Raw genomic sequence first — 18,134 nt, forward strand, 5'->3', positions numbered from 1 at the left:
CTACTTCACCTGCTGCCATGTACCACTTTCAGCAGAGCGCTTTGCGGCTTCAAATAAAGCCAAACCTTGCTTGGCTTGCTCAAATCCAAAAACGTACTCTGAACGACTGGGTTGGTTGCTTAAGTGTAATTGGAGTGCTCCCGCAATATCGCTATATAAATTGGCAAAGGCCTCGACAAAACCGGTGGGGTGGCCAGGTTTCATCCGATTATATCGAAATTGATTCGCATACTGGCATTGGCCTGCTCTATCTAACACTTCCCGACGCCCATCATTATAGTTGAGTTCTAATTCATCAGGATTTAACTGAAACCAGCGAGCACTTCCTTTTGTGCCATACACGCGTACGGACAGACCATTTCTATGACCAATTGCTGTTTTAGACATCCACATTGAGCCAACGATACCATTTGGGTATTTCAAGAGCATATTAACGTCATCAACTAATCCTTTGAACTCTGAGTGATTAGCAAATTGCGCGCAGGTGGCTTCAGGCTCGACTTCTAATAGATAGCTAGATAAATGGTGAAGGTGCACACCTAAATCGAGACAGATAGTGGGGACGTCGTAATCTTTTAAACGCCATGATTGAGGTTGGCTAGGCTTACCTGCGATATCTGGTGGGCGTTTAAAGCCTTCTTGGGGCATTTCAAGATGAATTTTTTGTATTTCTCCAAGCGCACCATTAGAAATGATATGCTTGAGCTCCCTCACCATAGCGTAACCACTGTAGTTGAAAGTTACTGCAAGAAAGTGTTTTTTGGGATCGTAACAAGCTTCAATTTCCTTCGCCTCAGCCAATCCACAAGTCAATGACTTTTCACTAATCACGGCTAAGTCTCTTGCCAATAAGGCCTTTAACACCTCAGTGTGATGAGGGGTTGGTGTTAAAATAACAAAAGCGTCTACCGCGTTTTGCTCTGCTAAAATTAACTCCTTCCAGCAGTTATAGGTACGCTCTGTACTTATATTCCATTGCTCAGCCGTGTGCTGATTGACCTTAGCGTCTCGACTAAATGCACCCGCGACGACCTGAAACTTATTATCTAAATGTGCTGCTGAAAAGTGTACATAGCCGACTGCAGAGTTATTACCTCCGCCAATAAAAGCCAGTTGCAATGGTCTATTATTCATAATCTTTCCTTTAGCTTTCATCACTGCTGGTACACTCAAGATAAAGCGCTTCAGTCGTGCTAACGATGTACTCTTGTTGGGTTAAAGTGAGGGTTGGATACAAAGGTAAAGTGATTGCACTGTAGTAGTAGGATTCAGCTTCAGCGCAATAGCCAGCCTTAAAGCCTAAATTCTGATAATAGGGCTGCAGGTATATTGGAATATAATGAACATGCGCAAAAACGCCTTTATTCCGAAGCGCGCTGACCATAAAGTTATGCTGATCAGGCGTACAACTTTCGAGTCGAATAACATATAAGTGATAGGCAGAAATTGAGCTTTCAGAGCGCGCGAGAGGTGTGATCCCAATACTATCTGCAAATAGCGTATCATACGTGTTAGCAAGATTATTTCGCTGCTTAACAAATGTATCGACCTTAGTAAGCTGTGCTATCCCTAAACTCGCGTGTAAATCCGTCATACGGTAGTTAAAGCCTAAATCTTGCTGTTGGTAGTACCAGACCCCATGGCTGGGTTCATTAAACTCGTCTGGATTTCCAGTAATACCATGACTGCGAAGCCTCGCCATCGTATTTGCCAGCGTTGAGTCGTTTGTCAGCGCAGCACCACCCTCAGCCGAGGTAATTATTTTTACTGGGTGAAAGCTAAAAACGCAGATATCAGAGTACTCACAACAACCCACCTTTTTATCATGATAGGAACCACCAATAGCATGTGACGCGTCTTCAATTATTTTAAAACCATACTGCACGGCTAATTGATGGATGGCCTTCATATCGCATGATTGCCCTGCAAAATGCACCGGTATAACTACTTTGGGGAGTTGGTTTTGTTGCTTTGCTAGTGCTAGCTTGTTACTGAGCGCTTGAATGCTCATATTACCGGTACTGATTTCAATATCGACAAAATCGACGCTCGCACCGCAATAAAGCGCACAATTAGATGAAGCAACAAATGAGTTTGGTGAGGTCCAGACAATATCACCTTTACCAACTTCAAGGGCGAGGCAGGCAATATGTAGTGCAGATGTTGCACTGTTTACCGCAACGGCACGATCTGCGCCAGTATACTGACAAAGTTTTTGCTCAAACTCTGGGACTTTGGGGCCTTGTGTCAACCAGTCCGATTGCAGTACTTCGATAACGGCGTCAATATCCGCTTGGTCTATTGATTGCTTTCCGTATGGGATCATAATAGTGCTTGTAGGTTAAACGCTTTTATCTCTTCCACGCTCATATAAACTGGGTTAGTCAAAGAGTTGTATTCAAATCCAGGTTGCACCGCTTTTCCTTGCTCACCAAGCGCATTAAGGTCAAAAGAATTACTTCTGCTACTAAACTTGATCCCCGGAGCAATAACAAAATGATCAGAAAATTCAAAGGTGTCAAAACTTAAATCCTGAGGACACATTACTTCGTGAAGCTTTTCGCCAGGGCGTATCCCGATAATTTTTTGCGGTACATTGGGCGCCATTGCGGTTGCAAGATCTACGATTCGAATCGATGGAATTTTTGGCACAAAGATTTCGCCGCCAAGCATACGCTCAAAATTCTTAAGTACGAAGTCAACGCCTTGCTGAAGACTAATCCAAAAGCGAGTCATATCTGCATGAGTAATAGGAATATGACCGTTCCCTTCATCAATAAACTTTTGGAATACCGGGACCACTGAACCTCTTGAGCAAACCACATTGCCATACCTAACAACAGAGAATCGAGTTTTATGTCCGCCAGCCATATTATTTGCGGCGACAAAAAGCTTATCCGACGCTAATTTTGTAGCGCCGTATAAGTTGATTGGATTAGCTGCTTTATCGGTAGAAAGTGCGATTACCTTTTCGACGTCATTATCTAAAGCGGCTTCAATCACATTTTCGGCACCATTTATATTGGTTTTGATACACTCCATTGGGTTGTATTCGGCAGCAGGAACTTGTTTCAATGCAGCGGCATGAATGACGTAGTTGACGCCTTGCATTGCCCTTCGTAACCTATCTTTATCTCGTACATCTCCGATAAAGTATCGCATGCAGCGTTGATTAAACTCTTGTTGCATTTCAAACTGTTTTAGCTCGTCGCGCGAAAATATGATGATCTTCTTTGGCTTATAACGATCTAACAATGTTTTGACATATTTTTTGCCAAAAGAGCCAGTGCCGCCGGTTATTAAAATGGTTTTATTATCAAACATAGGGTATCCACCTACAGGTGCAATCAAAACTTTACAGTATCGAGTATCGAAACTGCTCTAGATATCTCACCGATACAATAAATTAGCTACTACTCAATACTTTATATCACTTCTATGTGTTTTGCAGTATTTATGCCAGTCATTGCAGGAAATTTAACGGCTATGGTGACTTTTTGCTCACGATAGCGTAGATTTAAACTAATGATAGTGAATGGGGGTATATATGAAAATCCAATCACAAAGTACTGCTTTTTTTAATCGCACGGAGCAGACTGCTAATAAACTCAATCAACAGCTGGCTTCTGGTAAGAAGGTTAATTCTGCTGCAGACGACGCTGCGGCTCTGCAGATCATCAATCGTTTGACGTCTCAGCAGGACGGCTACAGTCAATCCATTCGTAACGCATATGATGGTATCTCGTATTCGCAAACCGCTGACTCGGCATTGTCTGGAGTGAATGATGCGGTTTCTCGGATTAGAGAATTATCGATTCAAGCTGGTAATGGGGCGTTGACAGATAGTGACCGTCAAGCATTGCAAGACGAAGTATCGCAGCTGCAAACGCAAATCAGCGAAACGTTTGAAAATACCACGTTTGGCGGCGCACAAATTTTTGACGGTGAGTCTCGTAGTTTTCAGGTAGGTCCCGACGCTAATACGACTCAGTCGCTACAGCAGACTGATGGTGGTTTTGCCAGTGCAATATTGAGTGTGGACATATCGACGCAGGCGGGCGCACAAGCAGCCATCGATGCAGCAGATACCGTTTCTGAAGATTTAAACAGCCAACGTGCTGAGCTTGGTGCATTTGAAAATGCGGTATCTAGTACGATTCGCTCTGCGAGTAACCAACGTGAGAACATTGCGGCTAGCCAAAGTCGAATTCAAGACACCGATTACGCGCAAGCAGTGAGCGATCAAGTCGCCAACGATATTTTGTCGCAAGCTTCTATTGCTTTGCGTGGCCAAGCTAATCAGTCTGCATCATCGGTACTAGGTTTATTATAAATTAATACCAAAGTATTGATATAGAACAGCTCTAGTGGCGATTTTTTGGCGTTAATGTCAAAAAGTTGCCACTTAGGTATTGCATCCCCTTTAATCTCTCTTACAATCTAACTATTGAAAAAATTTAAGTAGATTGGTTCTCAAGCAATGGTCTTGATCTTAGATAACAACAACAAAAGAGCGATCGGATTAGGTGCGGCACTTAGTTTTGTCGGTCAAGCAAACGATGTGCTGGCCGAAGAGCATTATGAGCCCAAGATCCTTGATAACAACCAAGAACCAATTTTTGTGCTAGGCGCTTTGCAAAGCTTAACACACGAAGCACTAATAAAATCTCATCCAGCCGTCCCATTTTTATTAATAGGTGAAACGCTCAGACCACTACTTGCGTTGCCGAATGTGATAGGGCTCATCACCGAACCCTTTGGGCAAGAAGTCACGATGCAATTGCTACATGACTGTCAGCAATATTTACGTATGCTTCCAAACAAAGAGAACAAGCTACTAAATAAGAGCTTTGATGGTTTAGTTGGGGAAACCGAAGCGGTTAAAAACGTTCGTTTCTTGATTTCTCAAGTGGCTAAAACCGACGCCAATGTCCTTATTTTGGGGGAATCGGGAACCGGTAAGGAAGTGGTTGCACGTAACGTACACTTATTGTCTAAACGTGCGCAGGGACCATTTGTGCCAGTTAACTGTGGTGCTATCCCTGGGGAGTTGTTAGAAAGCGAGCTTTTTGGTCATGAAAAAGGCGCGTTTACTGGCGCGATTTCAGCCAGAAAAGGGCGCTTTGAACTTGCGCAAGGCGGTACGCTTTTTCTCGATGAAATCGGTGATATGCCACTGCAAATGCAGGTGAAGTTGTTACGAGTTTTGCAAGAACGCACCTATGAACGAGTAGGGGGCACAAAGCCTATTCAGGCCGATGTTCGTGTGATTGCCGCAACGCACCGTAATCTTGAAACCATGATTGAAGACGGCAAGTTTCGCGAAGACTTATTTTATAGACTCAATGTATTCCCCATTGAAAACCCCTCTTTAAACGAGCGTGCGGAAGATATTGCGCTACTGCTAAAAGAACTAACACGTAGAGTAAATGAACAAACGGGTAATTCGGTTAAGTTTACGGATAGAGCCGTAGACAGCTTAAAGTCGCATGCTTGGCCTGGGAATATTCGAGAGCTTGCAAACCTTGTGGAACGAATGGTGATTATGTTCCCAGACAAGGTTGTCGATGTGACGGATTTACCACAAAAATACCGCTATATAGAAGTTGAAGCGTTTGAGCCTGAATATCCAGAGGAACTATTAGAAAAAGATGCGTTCAATGAACTATTTAGCGATGGTTTTAGTGACGACGAAGAGGACATGGTCGCGGAAGATTTTGCGCCGCAAGCAGCGAATGTTGGCTTACTGCCGGACGAGGGGATAGAGTTAAAAGAATATTTAGCAGAGCTTGAAATTGATTTGATCACTCAAGCTTTAGAGCGCTACGACTATGTGGTTGCTCGCGCGGCTGAAATCTTGGGCGTTCGCCGAACAACATTAGTTGAGAAGATGAAAAAGTATAATCTCAATCGTGACTGATAGTTCATCAATTACTACCGAATCAACTCAGCAAGGCCGCTTAATACGCGGCCTTGTGTTTTATTGTTTAAAGTCGAGTAAAATCCAAGTCTTGATAACTGGCAATAATGGTTTGTTTGCAAAAACAGTTATCGGCATGGTCGTTAACCATGCCGCAAGCTTGCATATGCGCATACACGGTGGTTGAACCTAAAAACTTAAACCCACGTTTTTTTAAGTCCTTGGCAAATTTGTCGCTGAGTTCACTGGTGGCAACGGCATCGTGTTTGTCACGCATGGGATTGATAACAGGCTTGTAATTAACAAATTGCCACTGGTATTTTGCAAAGCTGCCAAACTCTTGCTGAATTTCAATAAATCGCTTAGCGTTGTTTATCGTGGCTGCGATTTTTGCGCGGTTTCTGATAATTCCGTCAAATGCTAATAACCGCTCGACATCTTGCTCTGTCATCTGGCTCACTTTGTGTACATCAAAATCGTGGAATGCTTTTCTATAGCCTTCACGTTTTTTCAAAATGGTATACCAGCTTAAGCCAGCTTGTGCAGATTCCAATGTGATAAACTCAAACAAGCTCTGGTCATCCAGTACAGGTCTTCCCCATTCCTTATCATGGTATTCAACATAATCGGGTTTGCTCTCGTCCACCCAGCCGCATCGTATTGTCATTGTTGGCTCTCTTCTATCTAATTGTGAATATGAATAAGCTAAATGATTTACTACGCCAACTACTCATTGCGGCATCACATTTGGCTTTCAAAAACTCTAGCATAATGCTGTATATAAAAACAGTGTCAATAAATTGATATTGTTAAGTGTTATGTAACTCTATGTTTTAAATAAAATATAAAGTTGGATCGTTTTTTGCTTTTATCCATTGAGTTTATTTTTAAGAGAGCGGAAAAATGGCATTAGCACATGTTATTAATCCACAATTTGTACCAACGACGAATCGCTACAATCCCTGTTTGCTGCAAGAAGCCTACGTCGGTGAGCTAAGCGACCTTAGGCAGCAGGCGAGTTGGTTAAGTCATCTTGTTGATACTATGCCTGCGGGAGTCGTGGTACTTGATGGTCAAGGTATGATTGCCAAGGCGAATCAAATTGCGATGGATATGTTGGGTGAACCACTCGAAGGTGAAAAGTGGTTTAGCGTTATTCAGCGTTCATTTCGACCACAGCAGGACGATGGTCATGAAGTCTCTCTTAAAGATGGCAGAAGAATTAAGTTAGATATAACCGCGCTAACACCAGAACCTGGGCAACTCATTTTGATGACAGATCTCACCGAGACGCGCCGGCTCCAAAGCCGTGTTGCGCATATGCAAAGGTTAAGTGCGTTAGGAAAAATGGTTGCTTCATTGGCGCATCAAGTGCGTACGCCGTTATCGGCTGCGATGTTATATGGTGCAAATCTAGGTGCAGCTAATCTTCCTCCGGCTTCTCGAGAAAAGTTTCACGATAAGTTGATGTCTCGGTTAAAAGACTTAGAAAGCCAAGTTAATGACATGCTGTTGTTCGCTAAAAGCGGTGAACAACAAGTGGTTGAGCGAGTGTCAATGCAACAGTTATTGAGTGAAGTCAAAGCGGGTGCTGACGCTATGGTTGAGCTTAACCAAGCAAAGTTGGAAGCATTTTTACCTGAGCCAGATATCGAAATATTAGGTAATCGCACTGCGCTTGCAAGTGCGATCCAAAATCTGATCCACAACAGTGTTCAAATAATTGGCAGTGCGGCACACATTGAACTTAATGCAGAGCGCGAGCCGTGTGGCGAGTATGTACGTATTTCAGTTATTGATAATGGACCAGGTATTGATGAAACCTTAGTAGACAAGTTGTTTGAGCCATTTTTCACAACTAAGTCGCAGGGGACTGGGTTAGGACTTGCGGTGGTTAATTCGGTCGCTAACGCGCATAAAGGGTTTGCGCAGGCAGACAACGTTGAAGGTAAGGGCGCGCGTTTTAGCTTGGTACTACCACTAATTGAGGCGGAGGAGCTATGAGTAACAGAGTTTTAGTTGTTGAAGATGATGCTGGTTTAAGAGAAGCACTCATAGATACATTGCAGCTTTCAAATATCGAGTGCGTAGAAGCAAGTTGTGCGGAACAAGCCGTTTTATTGCTAAAGCAGGAAACCTTTTCTTTGGTGGTGAGTGATGTGCAAATGGGTGCCATGAGTGGGCTTGACTTGTTAAAGACCATTAAACTCAACTATCCCGAATTACCGGTATTGATGATGACAGCATACGCGACCATTGATGATGCGGTTGAGGCGATGAGATTGGGTGCTATCGACTATATGGCGAAGCCATTTGCGCCAGAAGTATTGCTTAATATGGTTGGACGTTATTTACCTGAGAAGGAAAAAGAGACAGACGGCCCCATTGTTGCCGATCCAAAGAGTATTAAACTACTTGAACTGGCCGCAAAAGTAGCTAAGTCGGATGCCAGCGTTATGGTACTTGGGCCAAGCGGTTCAGGTAAAGAAGTGTTGGCTCGTTATATTCACGATAAATCTGACAGAGCAGACGAGCCTTTTATCGCAATTAACTGCGCTGCAATCCCGGAAAATATGCTCGAAGCGACCCTATTTGGTTACGAAAAGGGGGCGTTTACAGGTGCCATTCAAGCGTGCCCTGGAAAATTTGAGCAAGCACAAAAGGGAACGATTTTGCTTGATGAGATCACAGAGATGGATTTGGGATTACAAGCAAAATTACTTCGCGTGTTACAAGAGCGCGAGGTTGAGCGTCTAGGCAGCAGAAAAACCATTTCACTGGATGTCAGAGTGTTGGCAACCAGTAACCGCGATTTAAAAGAAGCGGTGGATGACGGGGTATTTAGAGAAGATTTATATTATCGCCTCAATGTTTTCCCGCTAGAGTGGTTGCCATTGAAGGACAGAGCAGGTGATATCGCTGTGTTAGCCGAGCATTTGTTGGTAAGACATACGCAAAAAGCAGGCAAGCCAACACCTATATTAAGCAGCGGTGCAAAGCGCAAGCTCAGTTCGCACAGTTGGCCTGGAAACGTAAGGGAATTAGATAACGTTATTCAACGTGCCCTAATTTTGTTCCAAGGTAATGAAATTCAAGAAGATGATATTTTTATCGAAAATTTCTCACCGATGGCTTTGATTGAGTCTACACCACTTGTAAATCATGAAGCATCAACATTAATGGAGCGATCTCAAGGTGAGGATGAGATCATTAGCTATAAAGATGAGTTACAGGATAAAGAGCACCAAATTATTTTAGATACGCTGGCAAAGTTTAATGGTAAACGTAAAGAGGTGGCGGAGGTATTGGGTATGAGTCCTCGCACACTTCGCTATAAGCTGGCAAAAATGCGAGATTTAGGGATTGCGTTACCCGCTTAACCTAAGATACCTAAGCTTAAAAGGAGTGAGTTAGCTCATTGCTTTTCCAAACCTCAGGTTAAGCTTTATATGTCAATTAAAATTTAATTAGGTGTCTATAAAGATCAGCAGATCTTAGGCGCCTAGTTTTTACTTCTATGCACTGCCAATTTTTCGACATACTAAAAATTTTTCAAGATACTGAAAATTAACGATTTTAAGTTGGCACGTTTTCTGCTTTATTACAGGTAACTAAGAGTTATTTTGAGTAAAGCATCATGAAAGTACAATCATCAGCGCTATTTCAAGAAATGCAGGCAATGGCTGCAGAAGCGACGAGAAACACACAGCCATCAGTGCAGCCGGTTAAGACGGCGGCATCTTCATCGGCTCAGTTTGGCGATTTACTCTCAGACGCACTTAATACGGTTCATGGCTTACAACAAGAAGCGAAACAAAAAGTCACCGCTGTTGAAATGGGTGACAGAAGCGTTTCTCTTGCAGAAGCCATGATAGCGAAACAAAAATCGTCGGTCGCTTTTGAGGCAACAGTGCAAGTTCGTAATAAACTTGTTGAGGCCTATAAAGAAATCATGAGCATGCCAGTTTAATTGAGTGACTGTGGAGAGTAATCGTGGCTACTAATCAATCAACAGATCTTACGCTTTCCGATGCAGCGCTGAATAATGACAGCGGATCGGATGAGCAACAAGAGCAAAAATCAGGCTACTTCAGTGCGCTAAGCGGTGTTGATATGTTGCGCCAGGTTACTCTGGTTATTGCCCTTGCTATTTGTTTAGCAATCGCAATCTTTATTATCATTTGGGCGCGCCAGCCAGATATGCGTCCGCTTGGTAAATACCCAACAGAAGAACTCGTCGAAACGTTAGACTTTTTAGACCAACAGAAAATTGAATACCAATTAGATGGTAATACCATTTTAGTTGCTGAGTCGGACTATCAAGACATAAAACTACGCATGGCGCGTGACGGCTTTACCCAGTCTCCGAGTTCTGGCACTGATATTCTGATGCAGGATATGGGTTTTGGTGTTAGCCAACGTCTTGAAAGAGAGCGCTTAAAACATAGTCGTGAGCAACAACTTGCGAGAACAATTGAAGAGTTACAAGACGTAAACCGTGCAAAAGTGTTACTTGCAATTCCAAAAGAAAACGTCTTTGCACGTCGCGAGAAAAAGCCCTCTGCAACCGTAGTTATTACCCTTAAACGTGGCAAAACGCTTGGCGGCGAAGAAGTTGATTCAATCGTAGACATTGTGGCATCAGCAGTACAAGGCCTAGAGCCTTCACGCGTGACTGTCACCGATCAAAACGGTCGTCTACTCAACTCTGGTTCTCAAGACTCTTTAGCTGCGCGCTCGAGAAAAGAGTATGAAATCGAACGTAAGCGTGAACAAGAATATCTAGAAAAAATTGATAGCATCCTGATCCCAACTGTAGGTCTTGGTAACTTTACCGCGCAGGTTGACTTAACGATGGACTTCAGCGCAGTTGAAGAAACGCAAAAACGTTATAACCCAGATTTACCTGCGGTTCGTAGCGAAACGACGTATGAAGAAAATAATATTGGTGGTTTAGCAGTAGGTATTCCGGGTGCGCTGACTAATCAACCTCCTATAAACTCAAATATCCCAGAGGTTGCAGGGCAAGGCGGTAATGGTCAAAGTGCGACACCAAGCAGTAATCAAAAAGAAGCAACCCGTAACTATGAATTAGATACTACTATTAGCCATAAACGTCAGCAAACTGGGGTTATTCGCCGGATCAGTGTGAGTGTGGCCGTTGACTACCTCGCAAAACCTGATGCTGAAGGTAACATGGCAATGGCGCCGCGTACGCAAGAAGAGTTAAATAACATCCGTCGTTTGCTACAAGGTGGTGTGGGCTTTGATATGCAGCGAGGTGATGCACTAGAGGTAGTGACGGTACCATTCGTTCGTGAAGACCTCACTGAAATGCAAGAGATACCGCTTTGGGAGCAAGACTGGTTTCAAAAGACAATCCGTCTTGCAGCAGGTACCTTAGTGATCATTGTGCTAATCTTAGCGGTAGTAAGACCTATGCTTAAGCGTCTAATTTACCCAGATGATACGCTTGAAGATTTTGATGAAGATGCGTTGACCAGTGGTGTAGATTTAGGTGACAGTACACTCGATATGCTAAATAACGAATTCGATGAGTCTGCGGTTGGCTTCTCTTCTGACGGTAGATTACAATTGCCAGACTTACATGGCGACGAGGACTTACTCAAAGCAGTACGTGCCCTAGTTGCTAACGAACCAGAACTCTCATCACAAGTTGTGAAAGCGTGGTTGACAGAAGATGACTGATCAAGAACAAAAACAATTGCCCGCAGCCTTTGACGTTGACAAGCTAGATGGCGTCGACAAGGCTGCCATCTTACTGCTTAGTTTGACTGAAGAAGATGCGGCTCAGATTTTGAAACACTTAGAGCCGAAGCAAGTGCAAAAGGTCGGTATGGCAATGGCCTCCATGGATGACCTATCTCAGGCTAAAATAGCAGCTGTGCACAATTTGTTTATCGAACAAATTCAAAGTTTTAGTACGATAGGTTTCCAATCGGAAGATTTCATTAAGAAGGCGCTAACCGCAGCACTTGGTGAAGACAAAGCGGCAAGTCTTATTGACCAAATAGTTATGGGCTCTGGTGCAAAAGGGTTGGATTCGTTGAAGTGGATGGACTCGAAGCAGGTTGCCAATATTATCCGCAACGAGCACCCGCAGATCCAAACGATTGTATTGTCTTATTTAGAGCCTGAGCAATCCGCCGAGATTTTGTCTCAGTTTCCTGAGAAAGTACGCTTAGATTTAACAATGCGTATTGCAAACTTAGAAGAAGTGCAACCTGCGGCACTACAAGAACTAAACGAGATCATGGAGAAGCAGTTCGCTGGTCAAGCTGGTGCACAAGCAGCGAAAATGGGTGGCTTAAAAGCCGCTGCAGATATCATGAATTACTTGGATACCAATATTGAAGGTCAGTTGATGGATTCAATCCGAGAACATGACGAAGAAATGTCGCAACAAATTCAAGACCTCATGTTCGTGTTTGAAAACTTGATGGATGTAGAAGACAGAGGTATTCAGGCTATTCTGCGTGAAGTACAGCAAGACGTACTGATGAAAGCAATAAAAGGTGCAGACGAATCTTTGAAAGAAAAGATTATGAAGAATATGTCCAAGCGTGCTGCTGAGATGATGCAAGATGACCTTGAGGCTATGCCTCCAGTACGGATCAGTGAAGTGGAAGCAGCACAAAAAGAAATTTTGGCAACGGCTAGACGTTTGGCTGACTCAGGCGAAATTATGCTTGGTGGCGGTGGTGGTGAGGAGTTCCTATAAACCATGGTCGATAAAAAGTTGTATAAAGGCCGCCCAGTCAGCACCGAAGCGCTGGATGAGTTATTAGAAAACTGGCCCATTCCAGATGTTACGGATAAGCCCGAAAAATTCCGCGGTCGTTCGACCGCATTCGGTACACCGCTTGAAGAGCTGTATACGAAAAAGCAGGCACACTCCGAACCTGAGCCACAAGAGCCTGAATTTCCTACTTTGACCATTGAAGAATTAGAGCAGATCCGTCAGGACGCCTACGACGAAGGAATAAAGCAAGGCCATGAACAGGGCTATATTGAAGGCTTTGACAAAGGGGTTTCTGAAGGTAAAGAAGCCGGTTATAAAGAAGGCGTAGAAATAGGTAAAGAAAAGGGACTTGAGGAAGCACAACCTCTCATTGAAGAAAGGATGAAAGCGCTATCCGCTATTCTAGATAGCATGCAAACGCCACTGAATAAGGTTGATGATGAGTGTGAAAAGCAGCTGGTAGTACTCGTCAATTTATTGGCAGAGCAGGTTATTTTTAAAGAACTCAAAACCTCGCCTGAACTCATTTTAAACGCGTTGAAAAAAGCAATGGACGCGCTGCCTGTCAAAGATCAAACAGTACGCATCCATCTGCATCCAGAAGATTTAGCCTTAGTGCAAGCCATGTACGGCGAAGAACATATACAATCACAGCATTGGCAGTTACTTCCAGAGCCGACGTTGGACAGAGGTGGCTGCGAGGTGAAGACGCCACAGTCATCCATTGATATGACGCTTAAGAACCGTATTAGCGAAGTGTTGGAATCATTTTTGCAGGATAGCGGTATAAACCAATAATACTGCACTGTTATCTAGATAAGCGAAGCAATCAAAACAGGATAACGATGCCTTCCTAAGGTAATTGCGAACATGTCGACATCTGCTGCTATGAGCGAGCGCATCAGTAAGTATCAGAAATTTATCAAACCATACGGGGTTGCGGTTGCAGGCAGCCTCACCCGTGTGGTTGGCCTCACCCTTGAAGCTAGGGGGCTAAGTGCTCCCGTCGGCAGTCAATGTAAAATCGAGACGCTGGGCGGTTTTATTGATGCAGAAGTCATCGGTTTCAATCAAGAAACGCTTTACCTTATGCCAAACGATCATATTACAGGCGTCCTTCCTGGAGCACGAGTGATCCCAAAAGTTAAGGATGCTGGATTGCCTGTCGGAATGGGTCTACTTGGCCGCGTAGTTGACGGACTTGGTAGGCCACTAGATGGCCTTGGTGCCATTGACGCTGAGAAACATCTTAAATTTGCCGCAGCGCCTATTAACCCGCTTGCAAGGCGTCCAATCGACTCACCAATGGATGTAGGTGTACGCGCGATAAATTCGATCGTGACAGTGGGTCAAGGTCAACGTATGGGTCTGTTTGCAGGGAGTGGTGTGGGTAAATCGGTACTGCTTGGCATGATGACACGAGGCAGTGAAGCGGATGTTATTGTCGTAGGCTTGGTCGGTGAACGTGGTCGTGAGGTGAAAGAATTTATTGATGAGATTTTGGGCGCCGAGGGTAGAAGCCGCTCCGTAGTGGTTGCCGCTCCCGCCGATGCCTCACCGCTGATGCGTTTAAAAGGCTGTGAAAGTGCTGTGACTATTGCGGAGTATTTTCGCGATCAAGGGTTAAATGTACTGTTGTTATTGGATTCAGTGACGCGCTATGCCATGGCACAGCGTGAGATAGCGCTTGCGGTAGGCGAGCCGCCAGCCACAAAAGGGTATCCGCCTTCCGTGTTTGCAAAGCTCCCAGCATTGGTTGAGCGCGCAGGTAATGGTGGTGAAGGACAAGGCTCAATTACCGCATTTTTTACGGTATTGAGTGAAGGTGATGATATGCAAGACCCCATTGCCGATGCTGCCCGAGCTATTTTGGATGGTCATATTGTATTATCACGAGAGCTTGCCGATAGTGGTCATTATCCAGCGATAGATATTGAAAAGTCCATTAGTCGAGTGATGCCTCAAGTGGTATCAGAGGCACACATGCAACAAGCCAGAGTGCTCAAACAAGTCTATTCAATGTACCAGCAAAATAAAGACATGATCACCTTAGGTGCTTATCAACGTGGCAGTGATCAGATGCTAGATCAGGCGATAAATATGATGCCTGCGGTGAATAACTTCCTTCAGCAAGGCATGAAAGACGTGATCAATTACGACGAGTGTTTACAAGGCCTCGCTAAGCTACTAGGACAAGCATAATGGCAAATAACAAACTGACTTTATTGCTTAAGCTAGAAAAAGACAAAGAAGATAACCTTCGAGCGAATTTTGTTCAAGCGCAGCAGCACTTAGCAACAAACCAACAACGGTTATCGGGACTAAACGATTTCCGTCTGGAATACAGCATGCAGCTTCATAGTAAAGCACAAGTTGGTCTGTCTAGTGGCGGTTTCAATCAATACCATAACTTTATTAATAAGATTGAGCAGGCTATTGATCAGCAAGCAAAAACGGTCAACACCGCGAAGCAGGTGGTTGAACAACGCCGCAAGCTATGGCTAGCACAGCAGGCTAAAACGAAGGCAATTGAAAAGCTTATCGAGAAGCAAGCCCTTGCGAAGCAAACTCGTCTTGCCAAAGCAGAGCAAAAGATGCTTGATGAGTTTGCAACGAATCAGTTTGTACGAAGAGAGCGTGCTTGGTAAGTTGGCTCGAAATATGCTTCGTAATAATCAGCGTTTTATTATTTAGGTAGTTCACTCGTAAAAGTCACTAATATTCATAGTGTTGGTTTTTAACGGTGTATTACAACGGCAGGACATTGCCACTTTATGAGGTAGCTTTAAGATGAATCTAATGCTTGCATCCATGCTGCAACGAGGCAGTAACGAGGTTGATATTAAAGAAAAATCCCAAGATATGGATGCTGAGGGTTCTGAGGGCGGCTCTGGGTTTAGTGCTTTAATGGCAGAGTTAGCTGAACAAGAGAGTGCAAACAAGCAGGTAAAAGAGTCTGCAGATCCTGTAACCTCAGATCTGGATGTGCCAATAGATAGCGAAGTAGCATTAGATGATGCTCCGCAGTCTGATAGTAAAGCACAAGCCTCTTCTTCTAAGCAGCAAGGGGAAGCACCAACTTCTACTGTTAGCTACACTGACAAAGGTCAGGTAGTTGTGGACAAACCACTCCCAGATTCCCCTGATAATGACTTGTATGCTCAGATCAACGCTGCAAAACAGCAGAGCACTTCATTAAGTCAAATCCCAACAGCAATTGCGCAATCAGTCAAAGAAGCATTGGGCAATGCTTCTTCGGCTGATGAAGAGGTTGTAGCTAGCGATAGTGCACTGTCTCAGGAGCAACTACAAGACGAAGCAAGTCAACTCAGTCGAGGGGGGAAAGGCCAAACTGAAAACGCCGGTACTAAGCCAACCTCGTTATTACAGCAGGCAGCTTTTTTGGACAGCCAAGACTCAGAAGGTGAGGTTGCTAAACCTTCGTTATTGAATGACAGTTCAGAAACTGAAGAGCAAATATTACAGCCTAAGTTACAAAAGGATACTAGCACTCAAGCCTTGGTTACCAATACAAACATAGAAAAACGGGAGACAAGCGCTAATAAGTCAATCGGGTCTCAAGTTGAAAGTGAGTCTGAAACCGCGCAACTGGAAGAACTCTTAGCTGCTAAGAAATCAGAACTTGCTCAATCGGTTTCCTCATCTGAAGCTAAGCAATCAGAGGCAAAGCAAACCGTCTCTGAGGCTAGTGCACAAACTGCAAAAGACAAAAACGCAGTAAGTACTAAAAGCACTACAGATGTGCAAACTATGGTAGAAAAGTTGACCGTACAGCAACAACAAGAATTAAAAGCCGTGATAGCTGGTAAGCTGGATATTTATGATGCATCACCAAGTGTACAAAAAGCCGTAGCTCAATTAATTGGTAAAGGTGTTGATATCGCAGATGCACAGCAATTTAAAGCATTTGTGCCATCCTCTGTCGTAACACAAACTACAACAAACACGCCGCAAGAAGCTGCTACGGATGTTAAAAACACTACCCAAGCGTCTTTTAATGTAAATAGCGCGCAAGAAAAGTCTAACAATAGTGAGCAGCAGGCTGTGGCAGTTAAAGAGGATGAACGTGCTGAAAAAAATATAGCTGTAAATAAATTGACTAGCGATGAAAAGTTGGCAGCAGAGAAGCAAAGTTCAGAAAAACAGAACTTAGAAAAACAAATAAGTGAAAAGATAGTTGATAAAGAAAATAGTAAGCTGATGCAAGCGGAAGCAAGCATCGCGAAAGAGACGGTTAAAAATGAGCGTCAATCGGCTAATGCTGCAACAGCGATACCAACTCCAGTCAAGCCTGAAGCAAGTCCTTTAAGCGCATCGCAAGACACTAGCTCACTAAACCAAACATTGAAAGAAGTTCAGCAAATTCAACAGTCTCAGCCAACAAACCAAAGCACAACACAGACAAAGCAAGCAACAGATGCTAATCTTCAACAGGCGATTAACATAGCTCGTCAGGATGCAGCTAAAGAGCTGCATCAACGGGTAGGACTGATGCTAAACATTAACAATAAGGAAGCTGAGATTCGCTTAGACCCGCCAGAGCTTGGGGCGATGCAAATTCGGATAAAAAGCGATGCAGAGCAGGCCCAAGTGAATATTGTGGTGCAAAATCAGCAAGCTAAAGAATTGTTAGAGCAATCACTTCCAAGACTAAGAGAAATGTTAGCTGAGCAGGGTATTGAGCTGGGTGACAGCCAAATATCACATCAGCAAGGTGGAAATACTGAATCAGAGTCGCAAACTGCTGGTGGCAATACGAGTGGACAGCAAACTCTAGGTGATGAATCGGGGATTTCTGATAATTCGCAATCGCCGCAAAAGAGAAATACTGATTCTGCAATAGATTACTATGCCTAACACCTGCTATTATTATAATTAATAAAGATCATAAGGGCTTGCTATGGCTGAAGAAACCGACTTAGAAATAGAAGAAACGGGTGGTTCTAAGAAAAAGCTGATTATCATTATTGCCGCTGCGGTATTGATACTCGGCGGTGTCGCAGGGTTTTTCTTATTTTCAGGCTCAGACGCACCAGAAGAATCCTTAGCAGAAGAGACGACAGCAAGCGAAGTTAAAGCGGAGCAAGGTAGCGCTGCGCAAATGGGGAGCGCACTGTACGTTGCTATGCCTCGCCCGTTTGTTTTTAATGTACCAGGTGCTAGTCGCGATAGAATTGTGCAAATTAAAGTTCAGCTGCTGGTTCGCGGTGATGTTAATGAAGAAGTAGCAAAGAAGCATATTCCCTTGATTGAAGGTACTTTACTGAGCGTGTTTTCAACGACTACTGCTGATGAGTTAAGCACAAGTGCAGGTAAAGAAACGTTGCGCTTAACGGCGCTAGATAAAGTCCAAGCTGCGATGGAAGGGGTTGAAGGTAGCAAAGTAATCGAGCGTGTGTTGTTTACTGGCTTTGTGATGCAATAAGGTAG

16 protein-coding genes are annotated in these 18,134 nt (G+C 43.9%); 12 read left to right on the top strand and 4 right to left on the bottom strand.

Features of this window, described 5'->3' with window-relative positions; all coding sequences use genetic code 11:
- The 3 genes from PPIS_RS02315 to pseB are packed head-to-tail and all read right to left on the bottom strand — an operon-like array spanning position 1 to position 3,324.
- Complete coding sequence (locus PPIS_RS02315) at positions 1-1,134, bottom strand: Gfo/Idh/MocA family protein (protein ID WP_010369176.1); 1,134 nt, start codon at positions 1,132-1,134, stop codon at positions 1-3.
- Between the two features lie 10 nt (positions 1,135-1,144).
- Complete coding sequence (gene pseC / locus PPIS_RS02320; protein WP_010369174.1) at positions 1,145-2,326, bottom strand: UDP-4-amino-4,6-dideoxy-N-acetyl-beta-L-altrosamine transaminase; 1,182 nt, start codon at positions 2,324-2,326, stop codon at positions 1,145-1,147.
- Positions 2,323-3,324: a UDP-N-acetylglucosamine 4,6-dehydratase (inverting) gene (gene pseB / locus PPIS_RS02325; protein ID WP_010369168.1), complete on the bottom strand. Its 1,002-nt coding sequence runs from the start codon at positions 3,322-3,324 to the stop codon at positions 2,323-2,325. Before pseB ends, pseC begins: the two co-directional genes overlap by 4 nt.
- A gap of 223 nt (positions 3,325-3,547) precedes the next feature.
- Between pseB and PPIS_RS02330 the strand changes: the two genes are divergently transcribed.
- Positions 3,548-4,333: a flagellin N-terminal helical domain-containing protein gene (locus PPIS_RS02330; protein ID WP_010369166.1), complete on the top strand. Its 786-nt coding sequence runs from the start codon at positions 3,548-3,550 to the stop codon at positions 4,331-4,333.
- Between the two features lie 147 nt (positions 4,334-4,480).
- Entirely contained in the window at positions 4,481-5,920 is a 1,440-nt protein-coding gene (locus PPIS_RS02335) for a sigma-54 dependent transcriptional regulator (RefSeq protein WP_010369165.1), read from the top strand.
- A gap of 67 nt (positions 5,921-5,987) precedes the next feature.
- Here the strand turns inward: PPIS_RS02335 and PPIS_RS02340 are convergent, their stop codons facing one another.
- Entirely contained in the window at positions 5,988-6,587 is a 600-nt protein-coding gene (locus PPIS_RS02340) for a DNA-3-methyladenine glycosylase I (RefSeq protein ID WP_010369164.1), read from the bottom strand.
- Between the two features lie 236 nt (positions 6,588-6,823).
- On the opposite strand from PPIS_RS02340, the gene PPIS_RS02345 reads away from it, so the two are divergent.
- The 10 genes from PPIS_RS02345 (at position 6,824) to fliL (ending at position 18,129) form a co-directional block, all read left to right on the top strand.
- A complete protein-coding gene (locus tag PPIS_RS02345; protein ID WP_010369163.1) occupies positions 6,824-7,924 on the top strand; it encodes a sensor histidine kinase in 1,101 nt (366 codons plus the stop codon).
- Positions 7,921-9,300, top strand: coding sequence for a sigma-54-dependent transcriptional regulator (locus tag PPIS_RS02350; protein WP_010369157.1), 1,380 nt, complete (start codon positions 7,921-7,923; stop codon positions 9,298-9,300). The genes PPIS_RS02345 and PPIS_RS02350 overlap by 4 nt, the downstream gene beginning before the upstream one ends.
- 257 nt (positions 9,301-9,557) lie before the next feature.
- On the top strand, positions 9,558-9,890 hold the full coding sequence (gene fliE / locus PPIS_RS02355) for a flagellar hook-basal body complex protein FliE (protein ID WP_010369155.1): 333 nt from the start codon (positions 9,558-9,560) through the stop codon (positions 9,888-9,890).
- A 20-nt stretch (positions 9,891-9,910) separates the two neighbouring features.
- Positions 9,911-11,629: a flagellar basal-body MS-ring/collar protein FliF gene (gene fliF, locus PPIS_RS02360; RefSeq protein WP_096040862.1), complete on the top strand. Its 1,719-nt coding sequence runs from the start codon at positions 9,911-9,913 to the stop codon at positions 11,627-11,629.
- On the top strand, positions 11,622-12,662 hold the full coding sequence (fliG, locus tag PPIS_RS02365) for a flagellar motor switch protein FliG (protein ID WP_010369151.1): 1,041 nt from the start codon (positions 11,622-11,624) through the stop codon (positions 12,660-12,662). The genes fliF and fliG overlap by 8 nt, the downstream gene beginning before the upstream one ends.
- 3 nt (positions 12,663-12,665) lie before the next feature.
- Positions 12,666-13,481, top strand: coding sequence for a flagellar assembly protein FliH (gene fliH, locus PPIS_RS02370; protein ID WP_010369149.1), 816 nt, complete (start codon positions 12,666-12,668; stop codon positions 13,479-13,481).
- A 72-nt stretch (positions 13,482-13,553) separates the two neighbouring features.
- Positions 13,554-14,885: a flagellar protein export ATPase FliI gene (fliI, locus tag PPIS_RS02375; RefSeq protein ID WP_010369147.1), complete on the top strand. Its 1,332-nt coding sequence runs from the start codon at positions 13,554-13,556 to the stop codon at positions 14,883-14,885.
- Positions 14,885-15,331, top strand: coding sequence for a flagellar export protein FliJ (fliJ, locus tag PPIS_RS02380; RefSeq protein ID WP_010369144.1), 447 nt, complete (start codon positions 14,885-14,887; stop codon positions 15,329-15,331). The genes fliI and fliJ overlap by 1 nt, the downstream gene beginning before the upstream one ends.
- A gap of 142 nt (positions 15,332-15,473) precedes the next feature.
- Positions 15,474-17,561: a flagellar hook-length control protein FliK gene (locus PPIS_RS02385; RefSeq protein WP_010369139.1), complete on the top strand. Its 2,088-nt coding sequence runs from the start codon at positions 15,474-15,476 to the stop codon at positions 17,559-17,561.
- A gap of 43 nt (positions 17,562-17,604) precedes the next feature.
- Positions 17,605-18,129, top strand: coding sequence for a flagellar basal body-associated protein FliL (gene fliL, locus PPIS_RS02390; RefSeq protein ID WP_010369126.1), 525 nt, complete (start codon positions 17,605-17,607; stop codon positions 18,127-18,129).
- The last annotated feature ends 5 nt before the right edge of the window (positions 18,130-18,134 follow it).

Origin of the sequence: Pseudoalteromonas piscicida (assembly GCF_000238315.3) — a bacterium.
In the GTDB taxonomy this organism is placed as follows: domain Bacteria; phylum Pseudomonadota; class Gammaproteobacteria; order Enterobacterales; family Alteromonadaceae; genus Pseudoalteromonas; species Pseudoalteromonas piscicida.

Coding starts and splice junctions, on each gene's coding strand:
- PPIS_RS02345 (WP_010369163.1), top strand. CDS start 6,824: ATGGCATTAGCACATGTTATTAATCCACAATTTGTACCAACGACGAAT.
- fliJ (WP_010369144.1), top strand. CDS start 14,885: ATGGCAAATAACAAACTGACTTTATTGCTTAAGCTAGAAAAAGACAAA.
- PPIS_RS02330 (WP_010369166.1), top strand. CDS start 3,548: ATGAAAATCCAATCACAAAGTACTGCTTTTTTTAATCGCACGGAGCAG.
- PPIS_RS02315 (WP_010369176.1), bottom strand. CDS start 1,134: ATGAATAATAGACCATTGCAACTGGCTTTTATTGGCGGAGGTAATAAC.
- PPIS_RS02340 (WP_010369164.1), bottom strand. CDS start 6,587: ATGACAATACGATGCGGCTGGGTGGACGAGAGCAAACCCGATTATGTT.
- PPIS_RS02385 (WP_010369139.1), top strand. CDS start 15,474: ATGAATCTAATGCTTGCATCCATGCTGCAACGAGGCAGTAACGAGGTT.
- fliH (WP_010369149.1), top strand. CDS start 12,666: ATGGTCGATAAAAAGTTGTATAAAGGCCGCCCAGTCAGCACCGAAGCG.
- PPIS_RS02350 (WP_010369157.1), top strand. CDS start 7,921: ATGAGTAACAGAGTTTTAGTTGTTGAAGATGATGCTGGTTTAAGAGAA.
- fliE (WP_010369155.1), top strand. CDS start 9,558: ATGAAAGTACAATCATCAGCGCTATTTCAAGAAATGCAGGCAATGGCT.
- fliL (WP_010369126.1), top strand. CDS start 17,605: ATGGCTGAAGAAACCGACTTAGAAATAGAAGAAACGGGTGGTTCTAAG.
- pseC (WP_010369174.1), bottom strand. CDS start 2,326: ATGATCCCATACGGAAAGCAATCAATAGACCAAGCGGATATTGACGCC.
- PPIS_RS02335 (WP_010369165.1), top strand. CDS start 4,481: ATGGTCTTGATCTTAGATAACAACAACAAAAGAGCGATCGGATTAGGT.
- pseB (WP_010369168.1), bottom strand. CDS start 3,324: ATGTTTGATAATAAAACCATTTTAATAACCGGCGGCACTGGCTCTTTT.
- fliG (WP_010369151.1), top strand. CDS start 11,622: ATGACTGATCAAGAACAAAAACAATTGCCCGCAGCCTTTGACGTTGAC.
- fliI (WP_010369147.1), top strand. CDS start 13,554: ATGTCGACATCTGCTGCTATGAGCGAGCGCATCAGTAAGTATCAGAAA.